At 70.1% G+C, this 15,159-nt stretch carries 11 protein-coding genes; 6 read left to right on the top strand and 5 right to left on the bottom strand.

The window, feature by feature from the left end:
* Positions 1 to 630: 630 nt before the first annotated feature.
* From HMPREF3165_RS09565 to HMPREF3165_RS09545, 5 genes are all read right to left on the bottom strand, one after another.
* The gene (locus HMPREF3165_RS09565; RefSeq protein ID WP_070512871.1) at positions 631 to 2,340 is read right to left on the bottom strand and encodes an L-lactate permease; all 1,710 of its coding nucleotides are present in this window, start codon (positions 2,338 to 2,340) and stop codon (positions 631 to 633) included.
* A gap of 286 nt (positions 2,341 to 2,626) precedes the next feature.
* Entirely contained in the window at positions 2,627 to 4,699 is a 2,073-nt protein-coding gene (locus HMPREF3165_RS09560) for a heavy metal translocating P-type ATPase (protein WP_083303280.1), read from the bottom strand.
* Between the two features lie 228 nt (positions 4,700 to 4,927).
* Entirely contained in the window at positions 4,928 to 6,463 is a 1,536-nt protein-coding gene (gene glpK / locus HMPREF3165_RS09555) for a glycerol kinase GlpK (RefSeq protein WP_070512868.1), read from the bottom strand.
* 90 nt (positions 6,464 to 6,553) lie between these two features.
* The gene (locus HMPREF3165_RS09550) at positions 6,554 to 7,294 is read right to left on the bottom strand and encodes an MIP/aquaporin family protein (protein WP_070512864.1); all 741 of its coding nucleotides are present in this window, start codon (positions 7,292 to 7,294) and stop codon (positions 6,554 to 6,556) included.
* A gap of 167 nt (positions 7,295 to 7,461) precedes the next feature.
* Positions 7,462 to 9,261 (bottom strand): glycerol-3-phosphate dehydrogenase/oxidase, encoded by a 1,800-nt coding sequence (locus HMPREF3165_RS09545; protein WP_070512861.1) that lies wholly within the window; start codon positions 9,259 to 9,261, stop codon positions 7,462 to 7,464.
* Positions 9,262 to 9,648: 387 nt separating this feature from the next.
* Between HMPREF3165_RS09545 and HMPREF3165_RS09540 the strand changes: the two genes are divergently transcribed.
* The 6 genes from HMPREF3165_RS09540 (at position 9,649) to HMPREF3165_RS09515 (ending at position 15,107) form a co-directional block, all read left to right on the top strand.
* Complete coding sequence (locus tag HMPREF3165_RS09540; RefSeq protein ID WP_070512859.1) at positions 9,649 to 10,803, top strand: sugar-binding transcriptional regulator; 1,155 nt, start codon at positions 9,649 to 9,651, stop codon at positions 10,801 to 10,803.
* 126 nt (positions 10,804 to 10,929) lie between these two features.
* Positions 10,930 to 11,562 carry an amino-acid N-acetyltransferase gene (locus HMPREF3165_RS09535; RefSeq protein WP_070512856.1) on the top strand — a complete coding sequence of 211 codons (633 nt, stop codon included), beginning with the start codon at positions 10,930 to 10,932 and terminating at the stop codon, positions 11,560 to 11,562.
* A gap of 139 nt (positions 11,563 to 11,701) precedes the next feature.
* On the top strand, positions 11,702 to 12,187 hold the full coding sequence (locus HMPREF3165_RS09530) for an SRPBCC family protein (protein WP_070512852.1): 486 nt from the start codon (positions 11,702 to 11,704) through the stop codon (positions 12,185 to 12,187).
* 122 nt (positions 12,188 to 12,309) lie between these two features.
* A complete protein-coding gene (locus tag HMPREF3165_RS09525) occupies positions 12,310 to 13,005 on the top strand; it encodes a hypothetical protein (protein ID WP_256275252.1) in 696 nt (231 codons plus the stop codon).
* Between the two features lie 157 nt (positions 13,006 to 13,162).
* Positions 13,163 to 14,071, top strand: coding sequence for a hypothetical protein (locus HMPREF3165_RS09520; protein WP_083303279.1), 909 nt, complete (start codon positions 13,163 to 13,165; stop codon positions 14,069 to 14,071).
* Between the two features lie 457 nt (positions 14,072 to 14,528).
* Positions 14,529 to 15,107 carry a hypothetical protein gene (locus HMPREF3165_RS09515; protein ID WP_256275251.1) on the top strand — a complete coding sequence of 193 codons (579 nt, stop codon included), beginning with the start codon at positions 14,529 to 14,531 and terminating at the stop codon, positions 15,105 to 15,107.
* The last annotated feature ends 52 nt before the right edge of the window (positions 15,108 to 15,159 follow it).

Below are 15,159 nucleotides of genomic sequence, written 5' to 3'. Positions count from 1 at the left end.
GGCGGCGGTGGCCTGCAGGTTGGCGAACAGAGCCCCGCGCTTGTTGCCGAGTCGGATCCTGCGAGGCCTGTGAGACCCACGGAACCTGCGACGGTGCCGTCGGCGACTGCGTGAGATGCACAAGCCCCAGAGGGAATGTGCAGCTGCTCGGCCCGCAACTGCGTGAGGGCCGTGTCCAAGCTGAAAGGCCGGAACGCGAAAGTCCGCCGGGGCAAGGTAACGGCCCGGAAGGTGAGCGACGTTTTGACCTCTATCGCTCGCCTGATCCGGGCCGTTGGTGTCCTGGTGGATGCCCTGAGCAAGTGGTTCAGCTGAGGCTGACTGCTTGCTAGGGGAGTCGCCCGGCTAGTACCCGGGTGGCTCCCTGCCATTATGGTCGGCGCCGCTCCTCCCTGTCCACATGACGACGAGACTCATCAGAAACGCCCGCGGAGGAGGCCCGGTGCCTCACGGAGAACTGCCCGCGACGCCCGTGGACCGTGCCAGGCTCAGGCGAGGGATCAGGTCCCGGCCTCGAGCTGTCTGTGGCTGTTGCTGCCACCGACGCCGGAGGCGTCAGTACACGCACTGCGCCCCCGGAATCGCGAAGGATCCGGGGGCGCCGTCCGTAGGAGTCAGGCTCGAGCGGACTCAGACCCCCAGCCCCACCTGGGAGGCCAGGAACACGAGAGCGCCCAGCACCAGCAGCAGCCCGATGGAGTAGGGCGCCGCCTTCTTGAGGATCTCGGCGTCCGTGCCGGGGGCGTCCACCGCGGTCGAGGCGATGGCCAGGTTCTGCGGGGAGACGATCTTGCCCAGCCCGCCACCGATGGTGTTGGCGGCCAGCAGGATCTTCGGGTCGAGCCCGGCACCCTGGGCGGCGGTGGCCTGCAGGTTGGCGAACAGGGCGCCCGCGCTCGTCGCCGAGCCGGCCACCGCGGTGCCCACCCAGCCCAGAGCCGGGGAGAGGAAGGCGTAGGCGGCGCCCGTGGCGGCCAGGGCCGCACCGATCGCGGAGGTCTGGCCGGAGAAGTTCATGACGTAGGCCAGGGCCATGACGGCGGCGATCGTCAGGATCGCCATGCGCAGCGTGTAGCAGGTCTTGGCCAGCGTGGCGAAGCCCTTGCCCACGCTCATCTCGAACTTGCCGGGCACCGAGCGCGCCGCGTAGATGAAGGTGACGATGATGGCGGTCAGGAAGATCCAGGTGCCCGGGTTGGACAGGGTCTGAAGGTTGTAGATGGCGCTCTTGGAGGCCTCGCCCTTGGCGGTCAGGAGCTGGCCGTACACGCCGGGCCACTTCACGGGCAGGTCGGTGGCCTTGAAGGCCTTGTCGAGGTTGATGCCCAGGGTCCACAGCTTGGTCGTGGCGATGATGACCACCACCAGGATGTAAGGCAGCAGGGCCAGGATGACGCGCTCGCGGTCGGGGGCGTCGTCGGCGGCCACCTGGGAGCGGTACTCCTCAGGGGTCGTCGGGGTCCACACCAGCAGGAAGACGTAGGAGGCGGCCAGGCCCAGCAGGGAGGCCAGCACGGCGGTGAGCTCGTAGGAGATCGAGGGGGTGAAGAAGTGCCCCACTCCGGTGGCCAGCCCCGCCACGATCGCCAGCGGCCACAGCTGCTTGACGCCGCGCGCGCCGTCGAGGATGAACAGCAGCAGGAGCGGGATGAAGGCGCAGAACACCCAGGTCAGGTGCCCCATGGCGGTGGCCACGCTCACCGGCTCCTGGCCGCCGAGCTTGCCGGCGGTCGTGGTGGGAATGGCCATGGCGCCGAAGCCCACGTTGATGGCGTTACCGACCATGACGACGACGGCCGCCTTGAGCTTGGGCAGGCCCAGGGTCGCCACCATGGCGGCGGCGATGGCCACCGGGGCGCCGAAGCCGGCCAGTCCCTCGAGCAGTCCGCAGAAGGAGAAGGCCACGATGAGGGCCTGGGCGCGCATGTCGCCCTTGCCGATCACGTTGAACACGGCCTTGAGGTCCTTGGAGCGACCCGAGACGTCAGTGAGGTTGTAGAGCCACACGGCCGCGATGATGATGTAGATGATCGGGACGAATCCCAGCGCGATGCCCTGGGTGGCGCTCATGACCGTCATGCCCACCGGCATGTGGAACAGGGTGATCGCGGTGGCGGCGGCGATCACCAGGGAGATGATGGCGCACCAGTGGGTGGCCACCTTGAACACGCCCATGAGGACGAAGAACACCACCAGCGGCAGCAGCCCCACCGCGGCGGTGAGGTAGACGTTGCCGCCCACGGCTGTGGTCGACGGCGTGAAGGCGGCGGGCAGTCCCGCCAAGGCTGGGGCGAGCGGTGCCGGATGCGTCGGCAGGGCTGACAGGACGGCTGGCGTCATGGCTACTCCACTGTGAGTACTGATGGGTCGTCCAGGTCGTCAGCGGGGCTGGGTTGGCAGCCGCGCTGCTGCGTCCTGGGTACTAAGGCCCAACGATCATGCCATGGAGACGGTGACTTGTGCACCATATGCGGGGGCCGTGCGCCGTCTTCGCGCATTCTTCCAGGTGAAAGTGGGGACGTAGGGCGCGGCGGTCGAGGCGGCCTGGAGCTCATGGCGCCCAGTGCCAGGCCCTCAAGACGCGGGTGCTGCGGCCTGTGTCGGTGGGTGTCGGTGGCCGGACGGCTCAGCGTCTGCGGCGGCGCCGGGGCACCAGCCGGGCCGAGTTGAGGATGAAGGCCGATTCGGAGACGACGTGCACGAGGGCCGCGGCCACCGGCCCCAGCAACCCCAGCCCGGCGGCGATCATGCCGACGACGTCGACCACCACCGTGCCCACGAAGTTCACCATGATGATGCGCCGGGCCCGGCGGGCCACCCGCACGGTCTCGACCAGGTCGGCCGGGGCGGAGCCTACGAGCACGACGTCCCCGGCCTCGCGGGCCACGTCCGTGCCGGTTCCCATGGCGATGCCGACGTCGGCGGCGCCCAGGGCGGGGGCGTCGTTGACGCCGTCGCCCACCATGGCCACGCGCTTGCCCGCCCGGCGCAGCGAGTCGACGACCTCTTCCTTGTCGGTGGGCAGCAGGTCGGCGCGCACCTGCTCCTCGGCCAGGCCGAGCAGGCCGGCCACGTGGCGCGCGGAGGCGGCCGAGTCGCCGGTGAGCATGAGGACCTCCAGGCCCATGTCACCCAGGTCCCGCACGGCGGCGGCCGCCCCCTGACGCAACCGGTCGGCCAGGGCGATGGTGCCCAGGAGCTGTCCGTCGGCCCGCACCTCCACCACCGAGGTGGCCGACGGCGCCTCCGGGTCGGACTCAGTGCTCAGGGCGGCCTCGTCGTCGCAGTCGGAGGCGTCCTGCTCCGGTTGGTTCTTCTGTCCCCGGCAGCGTCCCACGGTGATCTGGCGTCCTTCGACGTGGGCGCTCACGCCGGCCCCGGGGGAGTAGGCGACGTCGCCGGGCATCGGCACCGTCAGATCGCGCACGGCGGCCTCGGCGTAGATGGCCCGGCCGATGGGGTGCTCGGAGTTCCACTCGGCCGCAGCCGCCAGGGCCAGCACCTCGCCCTCGCCGGCGGCGGCCTCGGTGGGGCGGACGCTCACGACCCGGGGCTCGCCGACGGTGAGGGTCCCGGTCTTGTCCACCACCACCGTGTCCACCGCGGAGAGCTGCTCCAGGTGGGTACCGTCCTTGACGAAGGCCCCGCAACGGGCGGCGCGGGCGATGGCCGCCAGAACCGCCAGGGGAGTGCCCGCGGCCACCCCGCAGGCCCCGGCCACGATGATGACCGAGATCGTGGCGCGCACGTCCCTGGTCACCAGGAAGGTGACCAGGGCGGCCGCCAGCGCCAGGTAGACGATGCGGGCCGCCAGCCGGTCGGCCAGGCGCTGGACCGGCGCGCGCGAGGACTGGGCGTGGCGCACCGCGGCCACGATCCGCCCGTAGGAGGACTCCTCGCCGACCCGCTCCACCTCGAGCTCCAGGGCGCCACGGGTGATGGAGCCGGCCGGCACCCGGTCACCCGGCCCGACCTGCACGGGCAGCGCCTCCCCGGTGATCCGGGACTGGTCGACGTCGGCCCTACCGGTGCGCACGACGCCGTCGACCGGCACCCGGCCCCCGGGACTCAGGGCGATGACCTGCCCCGGGCGGACCTCGTCCAGGGGGACCTCAGTGACCCCGGGGGACTGCGAGGCCTCGGCGGCCTCGGCCGACTCGGCGGACTCAGTGGTCTCCGGGGCCCCCACCACCCGCGCGGTCTGCGGCAGGAAGGACATGAGATCGGTCAGGGCGTCGCGCCCCCGATCCATTGACAGCTCCTCCAGGACCTCGGCGCACAGCGCGAAGACCGTCACGGCCAGGGCGGTCACCCACTCGCCGATGACGGCGGCCGCCACGATGGCCAGGAGCATCGACAGCTCCATACTCATGCGCCGCTCGCGCAGGTCACCGGTCGCCTCGACCAAGAGCGGCCAGCAGCCCACTGCCAGCACCACCGCCCCGGCGGCGCCCACGGCCCAGCCGGGTGTGCCGGTCGTGCCCGCGATCCAGGCACCCAGTGCCGCCACGCCCACCACCGCGATGCGCACGACGTCGGCCCACTCGATCCGCTCGAGGATCCGCTCGCCCGTGCGGGCACCCGAGGGGGTGCCGGTGTTAGAGAGCTCGTCGGAATCATCGACGGGCAGCGCCGGCGTCGAGGCCGACGGGGCGGAGGCGGGTGGGGACACGTGGGCAGTGGGTGGGTGGGCCGTCATACAGGGACTCCTGACAGGGGGACGGGAAGTACTCCCCGGGCGGGCCAGGGAGCGCCACCCAGGAATCTACCGACCATTCATGGGCCTCGACAGTGTATGAGAGGACTAGTGGCGCGCAAGGACGCCGCCGACGGGCCCATGGGGAGGTGGGCCCGTCGGCGGCGTCCGGGAGACTGGGCGCTCAGGCGGTGCCGGCGAGCGCCGCCTGAGTACTGTCGGACATCGGCCCTACTCGACGACGTCCTCGTCGACCCAGTCCAGGGTGCGCTGGACGGCCTTGTTCCAGTTGCGGAAGAGCCGCTCGCGCTCGGCCTCCTCCATGGTCGGCTCCCAGCGCTTGTCCTCGGCCCAGTTGTCGATGACGTCCTGGGTGCCCGACCAGAAGCCCACCGCGATACCGGAGGCGTAGGCGGCACCCAGCGCCGTGGTCTCGGCGACCTTCGGACGCACCACGGGCACGCCCACCTGGTCGGCCTGGAACTGCATGAGCAGCTCGTCGCGGGTCATGCCGCCGTCGACCTTGAGCTCGGTCAGGGCCTGCCCAGAGTCGGCGTTCATGGCCTCGAGGACCTCGCGGGTCTGGTAGGCGGTGGACTCCTCCACGGCCCGGGCGATGTGCGCCTTGTTGACGTAGCGGGTCAGACCCACCAGGGCACCGCGGGCGTCAGGGCGCCAGTGCGGGGCGAACAGCCCGGAGAAGGCCGGCACGAAGTAGGCCCCGCCGTTGTCCTCGACGCTGGAGGCCAGGGCCTCGATGTCCTTGGAGTCGGCGATGATGCCCAGGTTGTCGCGCAGCCACTGCACCAGCGAGCCGGCCACGGCGATCGAGCCCTCCAGGGCGTAGACGGCCGGCTCGTCCCCGATCTGGTAGCACACGGTGGTCAGCAGCCCGTTCTCACTGCGCACCGGGGTGGTGCCCGTGTTCATGAGCATGAAGCAGCCGGTGCCGTAGGTGTTCTTGGCCTGGCCCTTCTCGAAGCAGGCCTGCCCGAAGGTGGCCGCCTGCTGGTCGCCCAGGATGCCGCTGATGGGGGTGTCCACCAGCAGGCCGTTCTTGCGGCCGTAGCCGAAGACGCCCGAGGAGGGGCGGATCTCGGGGAGCATGGAGACGGGGATGCCCATGTCCGCGCAGATCTCCGGGTTCCAGTCCAGGGTGTCGATGTTCATGAGCATCGTGCGCGAGGCGTTGGTGACGTCGGTGGCGTGCACACCACCGTTGACCCCGCCGGTGAGGTTCCACAGCGTCCAGGTGTCCATGGTGCCCATGAGGAGGTCGCCGGCCTCGGCGCGCTCGCGGGCGCCCGCCACGTTCTCCAGGATCCAGGCCACCTTGGGGCCGGCGAAGTAGGTGGCCAGCCCCAGGCCCACGCGGTCCTTGTACTTGTCGGGACCGTCCTCGCCGGCCAGGCGGTCGCAGATCTTCTGGGTGCGGGTGTCCTGCCAGACGATGACGTTGTAGACGGGCTCGCCGGTGTTCTTGTCCCACACGACGGCGCTCTCGCGCTGGTTGGTGATGCCCACCGAGGCGATCTCGTGGCGGTTGATCTGTGCCTTGGCCAGCACCCCGCTGACGACGAAGCGGATGTTGTCCCAGATCTCGTTCGCGTCGTGCTCGACCCAGCCGGCGCGCGGGAAGATCTGCTTGTGCTCTTTCTGGTCGACGGCGACGATCTCGCCGTCGTGGTTGAACAGGATGGCGCGTGAGGAGGTCGTACCCTGGTCGATGGCCAGGACGTACTTCTTCTCAGTGCTGTTGGGGCTCAAAGGAATGTCCTTTCACTGCGTTGTGAGGGGGCGGTGGTGAGAACTGCGCTGGGCAGCGATGGTGTCGATGCGGTCAAGGGGCGTGCGGGCTCAGAACAGCCCGGCGACGTGGGGGACGATGAGCCCGGCGGCGACGGCGCCGATGAGCGGGCCGACGATCGGGACCCAGGAGTAGGCCCAGTCCGAGTCGCCCTTGCCGGGGATCGGCAGGAGGGCGTGGGTGATGCGCGGTCCTAAGTCACGGGCCGGGTTGATGGCGTAGCCGGTGGGGCCGCCCAGGCTCATGCCGATGACGACGACGACCATGGCCACGGCCAGCGGGCCCAGGCCTGAGGGGGTCTTGCCCGAGGCGAGGATCCAGGCCAGCAGGACGAAGGTGCCCACCGCCTCGGTCACGACGTTCCAGCCATAGGAGCGCACCGCCGGGCCGGTGGCGAACACGGCGAGCTTGGAAGCGGGCTCGGCCTCCTGGTCGAACTGCTTCTTGTAGGACAGCCAGACGGTGGCGGCGCCCGCCATGGCGCCCACCATCTGGGCTGCGCAGTAGACGAGGATGTTGACCGGTGTGGCGGAGATTCCCTCGGCCAGGGGTCGTCCAGCGACCGCCAGGCCGATGGTCACTGCCGGGTTGAGGTGCGCGCCGGTCTTGTAGGCGGCGTAGACACCCACGAAGACCGCCAGTCCCCAGGCCATGGTGATGACGATCCAGCCGCTGTCCTTGGCCTTGGAGGTGGGCAGCACGACACCGGCGACGACGCCGCAGCCCAGAAGAATGAGAAGAAACGTCCCCAGAGCCTCCGAGGCGAAGATCTGGGTCAGGGTCGCAGACATGTGCGGCTCTCTTTCTGCACGACGGTGTGCGGGTGTACTCGGGACTGCGAGGCCCGGGGTGTGGGTGGTGGGTGGTCGTGGTGCCCGCCTCCACGGGAACTGACGGGCACCACGGGGAGCCTGCTGGCCGAGCGGTACCGGCGGCGGTCCGTTCGGCCAGCAGGAGACTAGATCGGCTCGGTGATGTGCGCCACCGCGGCGGCGTCGGTCAGCTCGGCCTCGGCCGCGGCGATCTGGGCCACGCGCTGGGCGTAGGCCTCCTTCTGGGCGGCGACGTCCTTCTCGGACCAGTTCAGCAGCGGCGCCATGATCGCCAGGATCTCGTCGGCGGCGGCCAGGCCCCGGTCACGGCGCGAGAGGTCCAGGCGCACCCGGCGCAGCAGGACGTCGTCGAGGCTCTCGGCGCCCTCGTGGGTGACGGCCCAGGCGACCTCGGCGCGCAGGTAGGTGGGGGCCTCCTCCAACGGCTCACCCAGGCGCTCCTCGGGTCCGGCGGCGTCGATGGCCTCCAACAGGGCCGGGGTCTCGTCGCCGTAGCGGTCCAGCAGGTGGGTGACCCGCTCCAGGGTCCAACCGCGCTCCCCGGCGATCCGCCCGGCCCGCTTGGCCAGGGCGTGGTAGCCGGCCGCACCCACCAGGGGCAGCTCCTGCGTGGCGCAGGGGTGGGCGTGGGACAGGGCCTCGCCCAGGGCGTGGTCGACGGCGTCGGAGGCCATGACCCGGTAGGTGGTCAGCTTGCCGCCGGCGATGGCGGTCAGCCCCGGGGCGATCCGGGTGACCGTGTGCTCACGGGAGACCTTCGTGGAGGCGGCCTCGGCACCCGGCTTGAGCTTGGGCTGGAGCAGGGGGCGCAGGCCCGCGTAGACGCCGATGATGTCTGCGCGAGTGATGGGCCGCGACAGCACGGAGTTGGCGTGCTCGAGGATGTAGTCGACGTCGGCGGCGGTGGCCACGGGCTTGGAGACGTCCAGATCCCAGGGGGTGTCGGTGGTGCCGATGACCCAGTACTCGGGCCAGGGGATGATGAACAGGACGGACTTCTCGGTGCGCAGGAAGACCCCGGTCTCGGCGTCGATGGCCTCCTTGGGGACCACGATGTGGATGCCCTTGGAGGCCAGGACCTTCAGGCCTCCGGCGTCGGTGGCCAGGTCCTGGACGTCCTCGGTCCACACGCCGGCGGCGTTGATGGTGCGCTTGGCCCGGATCTCGTGGTCGGTGCCGGTGGCCAGGTCGGTGACGCGGGCGCCGTGGACGTGGCCGCGCTCGTCGGTGAGGAAGCCGGTGACCTTCGTGCGGTTGGCGGCCAGCGCCCCCAGGCCGACGGCGGTGCGCACCAGGTCGATGACCAGGCGTGCGTCGTCGACCCGGGCGTCGAAGAAGCGGATGGAGCCGGCCAGGCCGCTGGTGTCCAGAGAGGGGGCCAGGGCGGAGGTGCCCTTGCGGCCCAGGTGGCGCTGGATCGGCACGGTCTTGCGGCCGCGGGAGCCGGCCAGGGCCAGGGCGTCGTACATCCCCACGCCGACCGCGGAGTAGGAGCGCTCGTAGTGGTGCTTGAGCGGCCACAGGAAGGGCTGGGCCTTGACCAGGTGCGGCGCGGTGGTGCTCAGCAGGCGGCCGCGCTCGGTGAGGGCCTCGTGCACGAGGGCGAAGTTGAGCTGGTAGAGGTAGCGCAGGCCGCCGTGGACGAGCTTGGAGGACCACGAGGAGGTGCCCGAGGCCCAGTCGCCCATCTCCACGATGCCGGTGCGCAGGCCGCGGGCCGCGGCGTCCAGGGCGATGCCGGCGCCGGTGACGCCCCCGCCGACGACCAGCACGTCCAGGCCCTCGGCGGAGGACATCTCATCCAGGGCGCGCTCGCGCTGGGCGGCGTTGAGCGCGGTGTCCTGGATGGGTGCGGGGTAGGAGGGACCAGCCGGGCCGGAGCTGCGGGGGGTCTTCTTGGACGAGGGCTTGCGGGTGGAGGTCATGGCTCCTGGGCTCCTACGTGTCGTGAGATCGAGACTGATGGGTCTGTGCGGGGCCGGTCGGCGTTGACCGGGGTGCCGGATGGGAGGCAGCTCGGGTCCCGGCTTCCGGCGCCGGGGCCCGCCGCGTTCCCTCGCGCTCGCACGGCCCCTGTGTGGTGGCGGACACCACTGTCCGCCGAGCGTGGGAGAATGCGCAAGGGATGTGCACGAATGTGCACGAGACTTTCGAGGTATCCACAAGAATGTCCGCACAACTGTGTGGACGGCTCTCCTGAACAGGACATCCGATGTCGCAGGCGGCAGGATCGTTCCCTCCCACGGTGCGCAGCAGCCGTGTGGAACGGCCCGTCGTCGGAGGGCGGAGCCGGGTGGAGCAAGGAGGAAGACGTGACTGGCGGAACCGCTGCTGACGCGGCCGGGAGCGCGGCCAGTGCCGCTGACCCCGGCGGCCTCCTGCGCGCCTACGAGGCGGCCTCCATGTACTACGTCCAGGGCGAGACGATGGAGGTGATCGCCCACCACCTGGGGGTGTCGCGCTCGACCGTCTCCCGGCTCCTGGCACGTGCCCGCCAGGAGGGTGTCGTGCGGGTCAGCCTCGTCCAGCCCGGGGGCGCCGGCTCCCTGGAGGGGCGGATGGCCCAGGTCTTCGGGGTTCGCACGCATATCGTCCCGGTGCGCGAGGGCACCACGGAGATCCACCGCCTCCAGCAGGTCGCCTCCGTCGCTGCCGCGCACATGGTCGATCTCATCGAGGCCCTGGCTGAGCCGGGCCGGGGCCGAGGTGTTGGTGCGCCTGAGTCCGGTGGTCCCGAGGGTGACAAGCCCGCCGCGGCCGGCGAGTCCGCCGGGTCGGGTCGGGACGCTGACACAGGAGGTGTCGTCGTCGGCGTCGCCTGGGGCACCACCATGTCGGAGGTCAGCGCCGCCCTGCCCTCGAGGTCCGTTCCGGGACTGACCGTCGTCCAGCTCAACGGTGCCTCGGATCCTGTGCGTGAGGGGCCCAGTGCCGGCGAGGTGCTCTCCCGGATGCGCTTGTCGCTGGGGGCGCGCACGATCTCCTTCCCGGTGCCGGCCTTCTTCGACCATGTGGCCACGCGCGAGGCCATGTGGTCGGAGCGTTCGGTCAAGCGAGTCCTGTCGGTGGTGCGGCGTGCGAGCCTGGCCGTCTTCGGCGTCGGCGCCCTCGATGCCCTCAACGGGGCCCTGCCCTCTCAGGTCTACGAGGGCGGTCACCTCACGGCCCGGGACCAGGCCGTGCTGCGCCGCCAGAATGTGGTGGGGGACGTGTGCACCGTCCTGCTGCGCGCCGATGGCTCCTGGCGCGACGTCGCCCTCAACGCCCGGGCCACCGGTCCGACTCCCGCCCAGCTCGCCCGGATTCCGCGCCGCCTGTGCGTGGCCGCGGGAACCGGCAAGGCCCGCGCCCTGCTGGCCGCGCTGCGCGCTCGGACCGCCACGGATCTCGTCGTCGACGACGCCACCGCCCGCGCCGTCCTGGATCTCGCCGAGGCCCGCGGCCAGAAGGGAGGCGGTTCTCGATGAGTCGCGAACGTGGCAGGATGTGGGCCCGGATCGCGCTGCGGTCTGCTCACGGCTCCGACGTCGTCGGTGGAGCACCGGCTCGCGGGGCCCACGACCAGAACTGAGTCTCACTGAATGCGGACGACGATGAACAGCACTGCTGTCAGGACAGATGAACACCTGCCCACCGGCCGGGCAGCTCGCCGGGCCGAGGTCTACGGGGTCGACGGCTCCCGACGCATCCTGCGGCCGGCCCGCCCGGCGGACGTGCGCGCCATCGCCGAGCTGGTGCGGCCCTACGCTGAGCGTCGCGTCCTCATCGCCAAGGATCTCATCTCCTACTTCGAGGACATCCAGGAGTTCATCGTCGCCGAGGAGATCCCCGGCGTCGCCGGGCCCGGTGGAGCAGACGGCTACGAGGCGTCGGCCACGCCCAGGATCGTGGGCTGCGGGGCTCTGCACGTCATGTGGGACGACATCGCCGAGGTACGCACCCTGGCCGTCCATCCCGACGCCGTGGGGACCGGGCTCGGTTCAGCCATCCTGCGCGAGCTCATCGCGCAGGCCCGGGAGATGGGGCTCAAGCGGGTGTTCTGCATGACCTTCGAGGAGCCCTTCTTCGGCGCCCACGGCTTCGAGCCGATCGAGGGCACCCCGGTGGGTGCGGACGTCTTCTCCGAGATGCTGCGCTCCCACGACGACGGTCTGGCTGAGTTCCTCGACCTGGCCCGGGTCAAGCCCAACACTCTGGGCAACGCCCGCATGCTCCTGCACCTGTGAGCTGACCGCCCTGGATGGGCTGGGGATGGTTCGCTGCGGCGCGCCGCAGTCCTGTGCGACCTCATGGTCGGGTGCGATCCTGTCAGACAAGCGGCCGACAGCTGTGCGACAGCCAGGCGACAACCATGGAGGAGCACTCATGATCCGCAACGTTCACGAACGCGTCATCAACGCCCCTATCGAGTCCCTTGGGGCCCTGCTTGACGGGCTGGGACAGAAGGACGACCGGCTCTGGCCCTCGCAGTCCTGGACGCCGATGGTCCTGGACCGACCCCTGGCGGTGGGAGCCGACGGCGGCCATGGCGTCATCCGCTACTACGTGAGCGAGTACGAGCCCGGCCGGCGAGTGCGGTTCACCTTCCGTCCGCGAACAGGGATCATCGGCGCCCATGAACTGAGCCTTGACGCCCTGGACGATGAGCGCACCCGCATCCGCCACGTCCTCATCGGCCGTGCCCGCGGCGCCATGCGGCTCATGTTCTCGGCCGTGGTCGAGCCCCTGCACGACGCCGTCGTCGAGGACCTCCTCGACAACGCCGAGCGGGAGGTGACCGGTTCGGTGGCCCGGCCCGCGTCCTGGAGTCCGCGGGTACGCGTGCTGCGCCGCCTGACCGGCGACAGATAACTGCCAAGCGCAGGCTGGGCCGATGGGGAGTACTACCAAAAGCCGGCACAGAGCCAGGGCGATAGGCTGACAAAGCGTCGTCAGCCCCCATAAGTCCGAAGAACCCCTTGAGGAAAATATTCATGAGTCAGCCGCCGGTCAACGATCCCAATGGTTGGCCTGCCCAGTGGAACCCGGGACGGCGTCATCGGGTGCCGCCGATCTCGCCGGTCACGGAGAAGCTGGTGCGTAGAACCGCGTTCACCGGCTCCGGCTGGATCGTGTTCATTTTCTGTGGCATCCCAGGGCTATACCTGCTGAACATCGCGCGACTCTTCGTGGGGGAATGGGGCGGAGCGTTTTTCACGGCGCTGATACTCGGGCTGTTGCTCCTCGTCCCTGTCTCGGTGGCGGCCTCAAGGAGGACGTGGTTCGATGCGGATGGGATCCATGTGCGGGGGCTGTGGAGCGCGCACGACGTCCCGTGGCCCCGCTCCCGCAGCGGGCTGGTCGTCCAGCGGCCGGCTAAGAACCCGGTCCTGGGGCTCCTCATCATGGCCTTCGCCGGACTCTTCATCGTGGTTCTGGTATTCCTGAGCGATGGGAACCTGACCCCGGATGAGTTCCCCGGCATGAGTCTGGCCGCTCGGACCTACGTCCTCGACGCCGAGGGGCAGGTTGTCTGGCTTGCAGGAATGTCGCGCCGAGGATTGTCCAGGTCCGGCACGGAGCGCAGAAGCTCGGCGGAGCTGGATCGGATCTGGAACTGGGCCATCGCGCGCGGCTACACCTGGGAGACCGATACGTACGTGAGTCCTGAGCGCCTCCGCGCTGGATGAGAAAGGACCACGGGGACGATGAGGATTGCTGCGGTCCACCTCGTCTCCGAGGGCGGGATGGGGAGTCCTGCCTGAGGCTGCCGTGTGACTGTCTCGGTATCCTGTCCGGGTCCGATCAGGACTCCGCGCATGTGAAGAACCATCGAGGAAAGTGCTCATGAGCCAGCCACCGGCCAACGGCCCCTACAGTCAGCCCGGACAGCCCGGCCAGTATGGTGCCCCCGCCCAGCAGAACCCCTACGGTCAAGCCGGCGTCTCCGGACCTCAGGCCCAGTACGGCCAGACGAGTCAGGTCGGAGCTGTGCAGTACGGTTACCCCGGACCTCAGGCTCAGTACGGTCAGCAGGCCGGACAGCCTGCAGGGCCTCAGGCGGCTTCCTACGGCGTCGCGGGCGCGCAGCAGTCCTCCTCGGCCCCGCAGTACGAGTACCAGCCCTCCCGGCTCGGCCCCATCCCCGTGGAACAGGACAGGCTGGTCCTCAAGCCCACGGCGACGACCTCCAGCCGCATTCAGTTTCTCGTGGGCGGCGGCTTTGGGCTGGCGTGCCTGGCCGGCGCGGTCTGGAACCTCATTCATCTCGGGGACAAGGGCACGATCAGTGCCTTCGTCATCCTGCTGCTCCTCGGGTTGTTCCTGCTGCTCGGTATCCTGTTCCTCATGTCGGTGCGCACGGTGTTCGACGCCACGGGCATCCACATCGGGGCCGGCGGAAGGGGCCGCGATATTCCCTGGCCGCGGTCGCGCACGGGGCTGTTCGTCAAGGTCCCCGGTGCGCCGGCGGCCCTGGGCGTCGCCGCCGGCAAGATCCAGATCCGTCACGCCGAGGGGCACGTCATCGACCCCGCCGGCAAGGCATTCGTGCTGGCCGGTCTGACCTGGTCCGGAGTCAGTGCCCAGGCGCTGGAGGCGAAGGGCACCGCCGAGCTGGACCGCATCTGGGAGTGGGCGGTCGCGCGCGGATACACCCAGGAGACGGGCGAGTACGTCGAGCTCAACGGCGTGCTCGGTGTCCAGCAGGGACTGCGAGCGAGGCAGGAACGCCGTCAGGGCCTGAACCGCCCCTGAGTCGGGGCGCACACGGTGGACGTTGAGGACGCGCAGCCTCCTCCAGCGTTCTCGGTCGATGGGGAGGACTGGGCCCTTGGAGGCGGTGTGGTCGCGGCCGGTGTGGAATACGCTCATGGCACCCCACCGTCCACGATCTGGTGCTGACCGCCTTGATGAAGAGGTTCCCATGACGCAACCACCGACAGGCACGTCCGACGGTTGGCCCGTTCCCTACGGCCGGCCCGGGAGCCGCCCCGACCCCTACGGTGGGGCCGTTCCTCAGGGGGCACCCGGTCAGTACGGCTCGGCCGGGTACGGCCGAGTTGGTGGCGGTCGATCGAATGACGGCCGACCGAACTACCAGCAGCCATCGGCCCCTCCGGTCCCCGTTCCCGTCGTTGCGCTCCAGGGAGTCCCCGCGGCCCGGACGTTCACGCCGCCGGTGCATCGTCCCGAGCGAGCATCCGCTGTGCCGGTGACCGACAGGTTGGTCCGCCGTACCGCCGCAACCGGGTCCGGCTGGATCGTGCTCGTTCTGTGTGGCGCCGTCGGGCTGCTGCTCCTGGCGTCCGGGCTCAAGACCATCGTTGGTGGCGGGGACGATTCCACGCTCGGCCTCACCATGCTCATCACCGGGCTGATACTCCTGGTGCCGGTTCCGATGGTGATGTCCATGCGGACCGAATTCGACTCCAGCGGTATCCACACGCGAGTTCTCGGCTTCCGGCGCGACATCCCCTGGCCCCGGTCCCGCAGCGACCTATTCGTCAAGCGCCCCAGTGCGCCCCCGCTGCTGGTGATTCTCCTGGGGCTCGTCCTCATCGTCCTGGCCCTCCTCACCGGGGACGCCGGGGATGCTGCCGGCGTGAGCCTGAGCGCCCGAGCTTACGTCAGGGTCCCTCAAGGGCGAGCCGTCTGGTTGCCGGGGCTGACTCGTCGCGGTCTGTCGAGGTCCATGATGGTGCGCCGGGGCGATGCCGAACTGGACCGCATCTGGACCTGGGCAGTGGCCCGCGGTTACACCCAGGAGACGGGTACGCCCGCGCGATCGTAGGTTAAGCCTCGGCTTCGTAGGGTAAGGGTACTGTGCTGTCTCCTCACTTCTG

Origin of the sequence: Actinomyces sp. HMSC08A09 (assembly GCF_001807465.1) — a bacterium.
Taxonomy (GTDB): Bacteria; Actinomycetota; Actinomycetes; order Actinomycetales; family Actinomycetaceae; genus Actinomyces; species Actinomyces oris.
Note: the sequence above shows the minus strand (reverse complement) of the source record. Positions and strands in the feature narration are given on the sequence as shown.

What these genes read in the sequence shown, in the direction of transcription:
- HMPREF3165_RS09550 (WP_070512864.1), bottom strand. Translation starts at nt 7,294, where the DNA reads ATGTCTGCGACCCTGACCCAGATCTTCGCCTCGGAGGCTCTGGGGACG.
- HMPREF3165_RS09535 (WP_070512856.1), top strand. Translation starts at nt 10,930, where the DNA reads ATGAACAGCACTGCTGTCAGGACAGATGAACACCTGCCCACCGGCCGG.
- HMPREF3165_RS09565 (WP_070512871.1), bottom strand. Translation starts at nt 2,340, where the DNA reads ATGACGCCAGCCGTCCTGTCAGCCCTGCCGACGCATCCGGCACCGCTC.
- HMPREF3165_RS09525 (WP_256275252.1), top strand. Translation starts at nt 12,310, where the DNA reads ATGAGTCAGCCGCCGGTCAACGATCCCAATGGTTGGCCTGCCCAGTGG.
- HMPREF3165_RS09530 (WP_070512852.1), top strand. Translation starts at nt 11,702, where the DNA reads ATGATCCGCAACGTTCACGAACGCGTCATCAACGCCCCTATCGAGTCC.
- HMPREF3165_RS09520 (WP_083303279.1), top strand. Translation starts at nt 13,163, where the DNA reads ATGAGCCAGCCACCGGCCAACGGCCCCTACAGTCAGCCCGGACAGCCC.
- HMPREF3165_RS09560 (WP_083303280.1), bottom strand. Translation starts at nt 4,699, where the DNA reads ATGACGGCCCACCCACCCACTGCCCACGTGTCCCCACCCGCCTCCGCC.
- HMPREF3165_RS09545 (WP_070512861.1), bottom strand. Translation starts at nt 9,261, where the DNA reads ATGACCTCCACCCGCAAGCCCTCGTCCAAGAAGACCCCCCGCAGCTCC.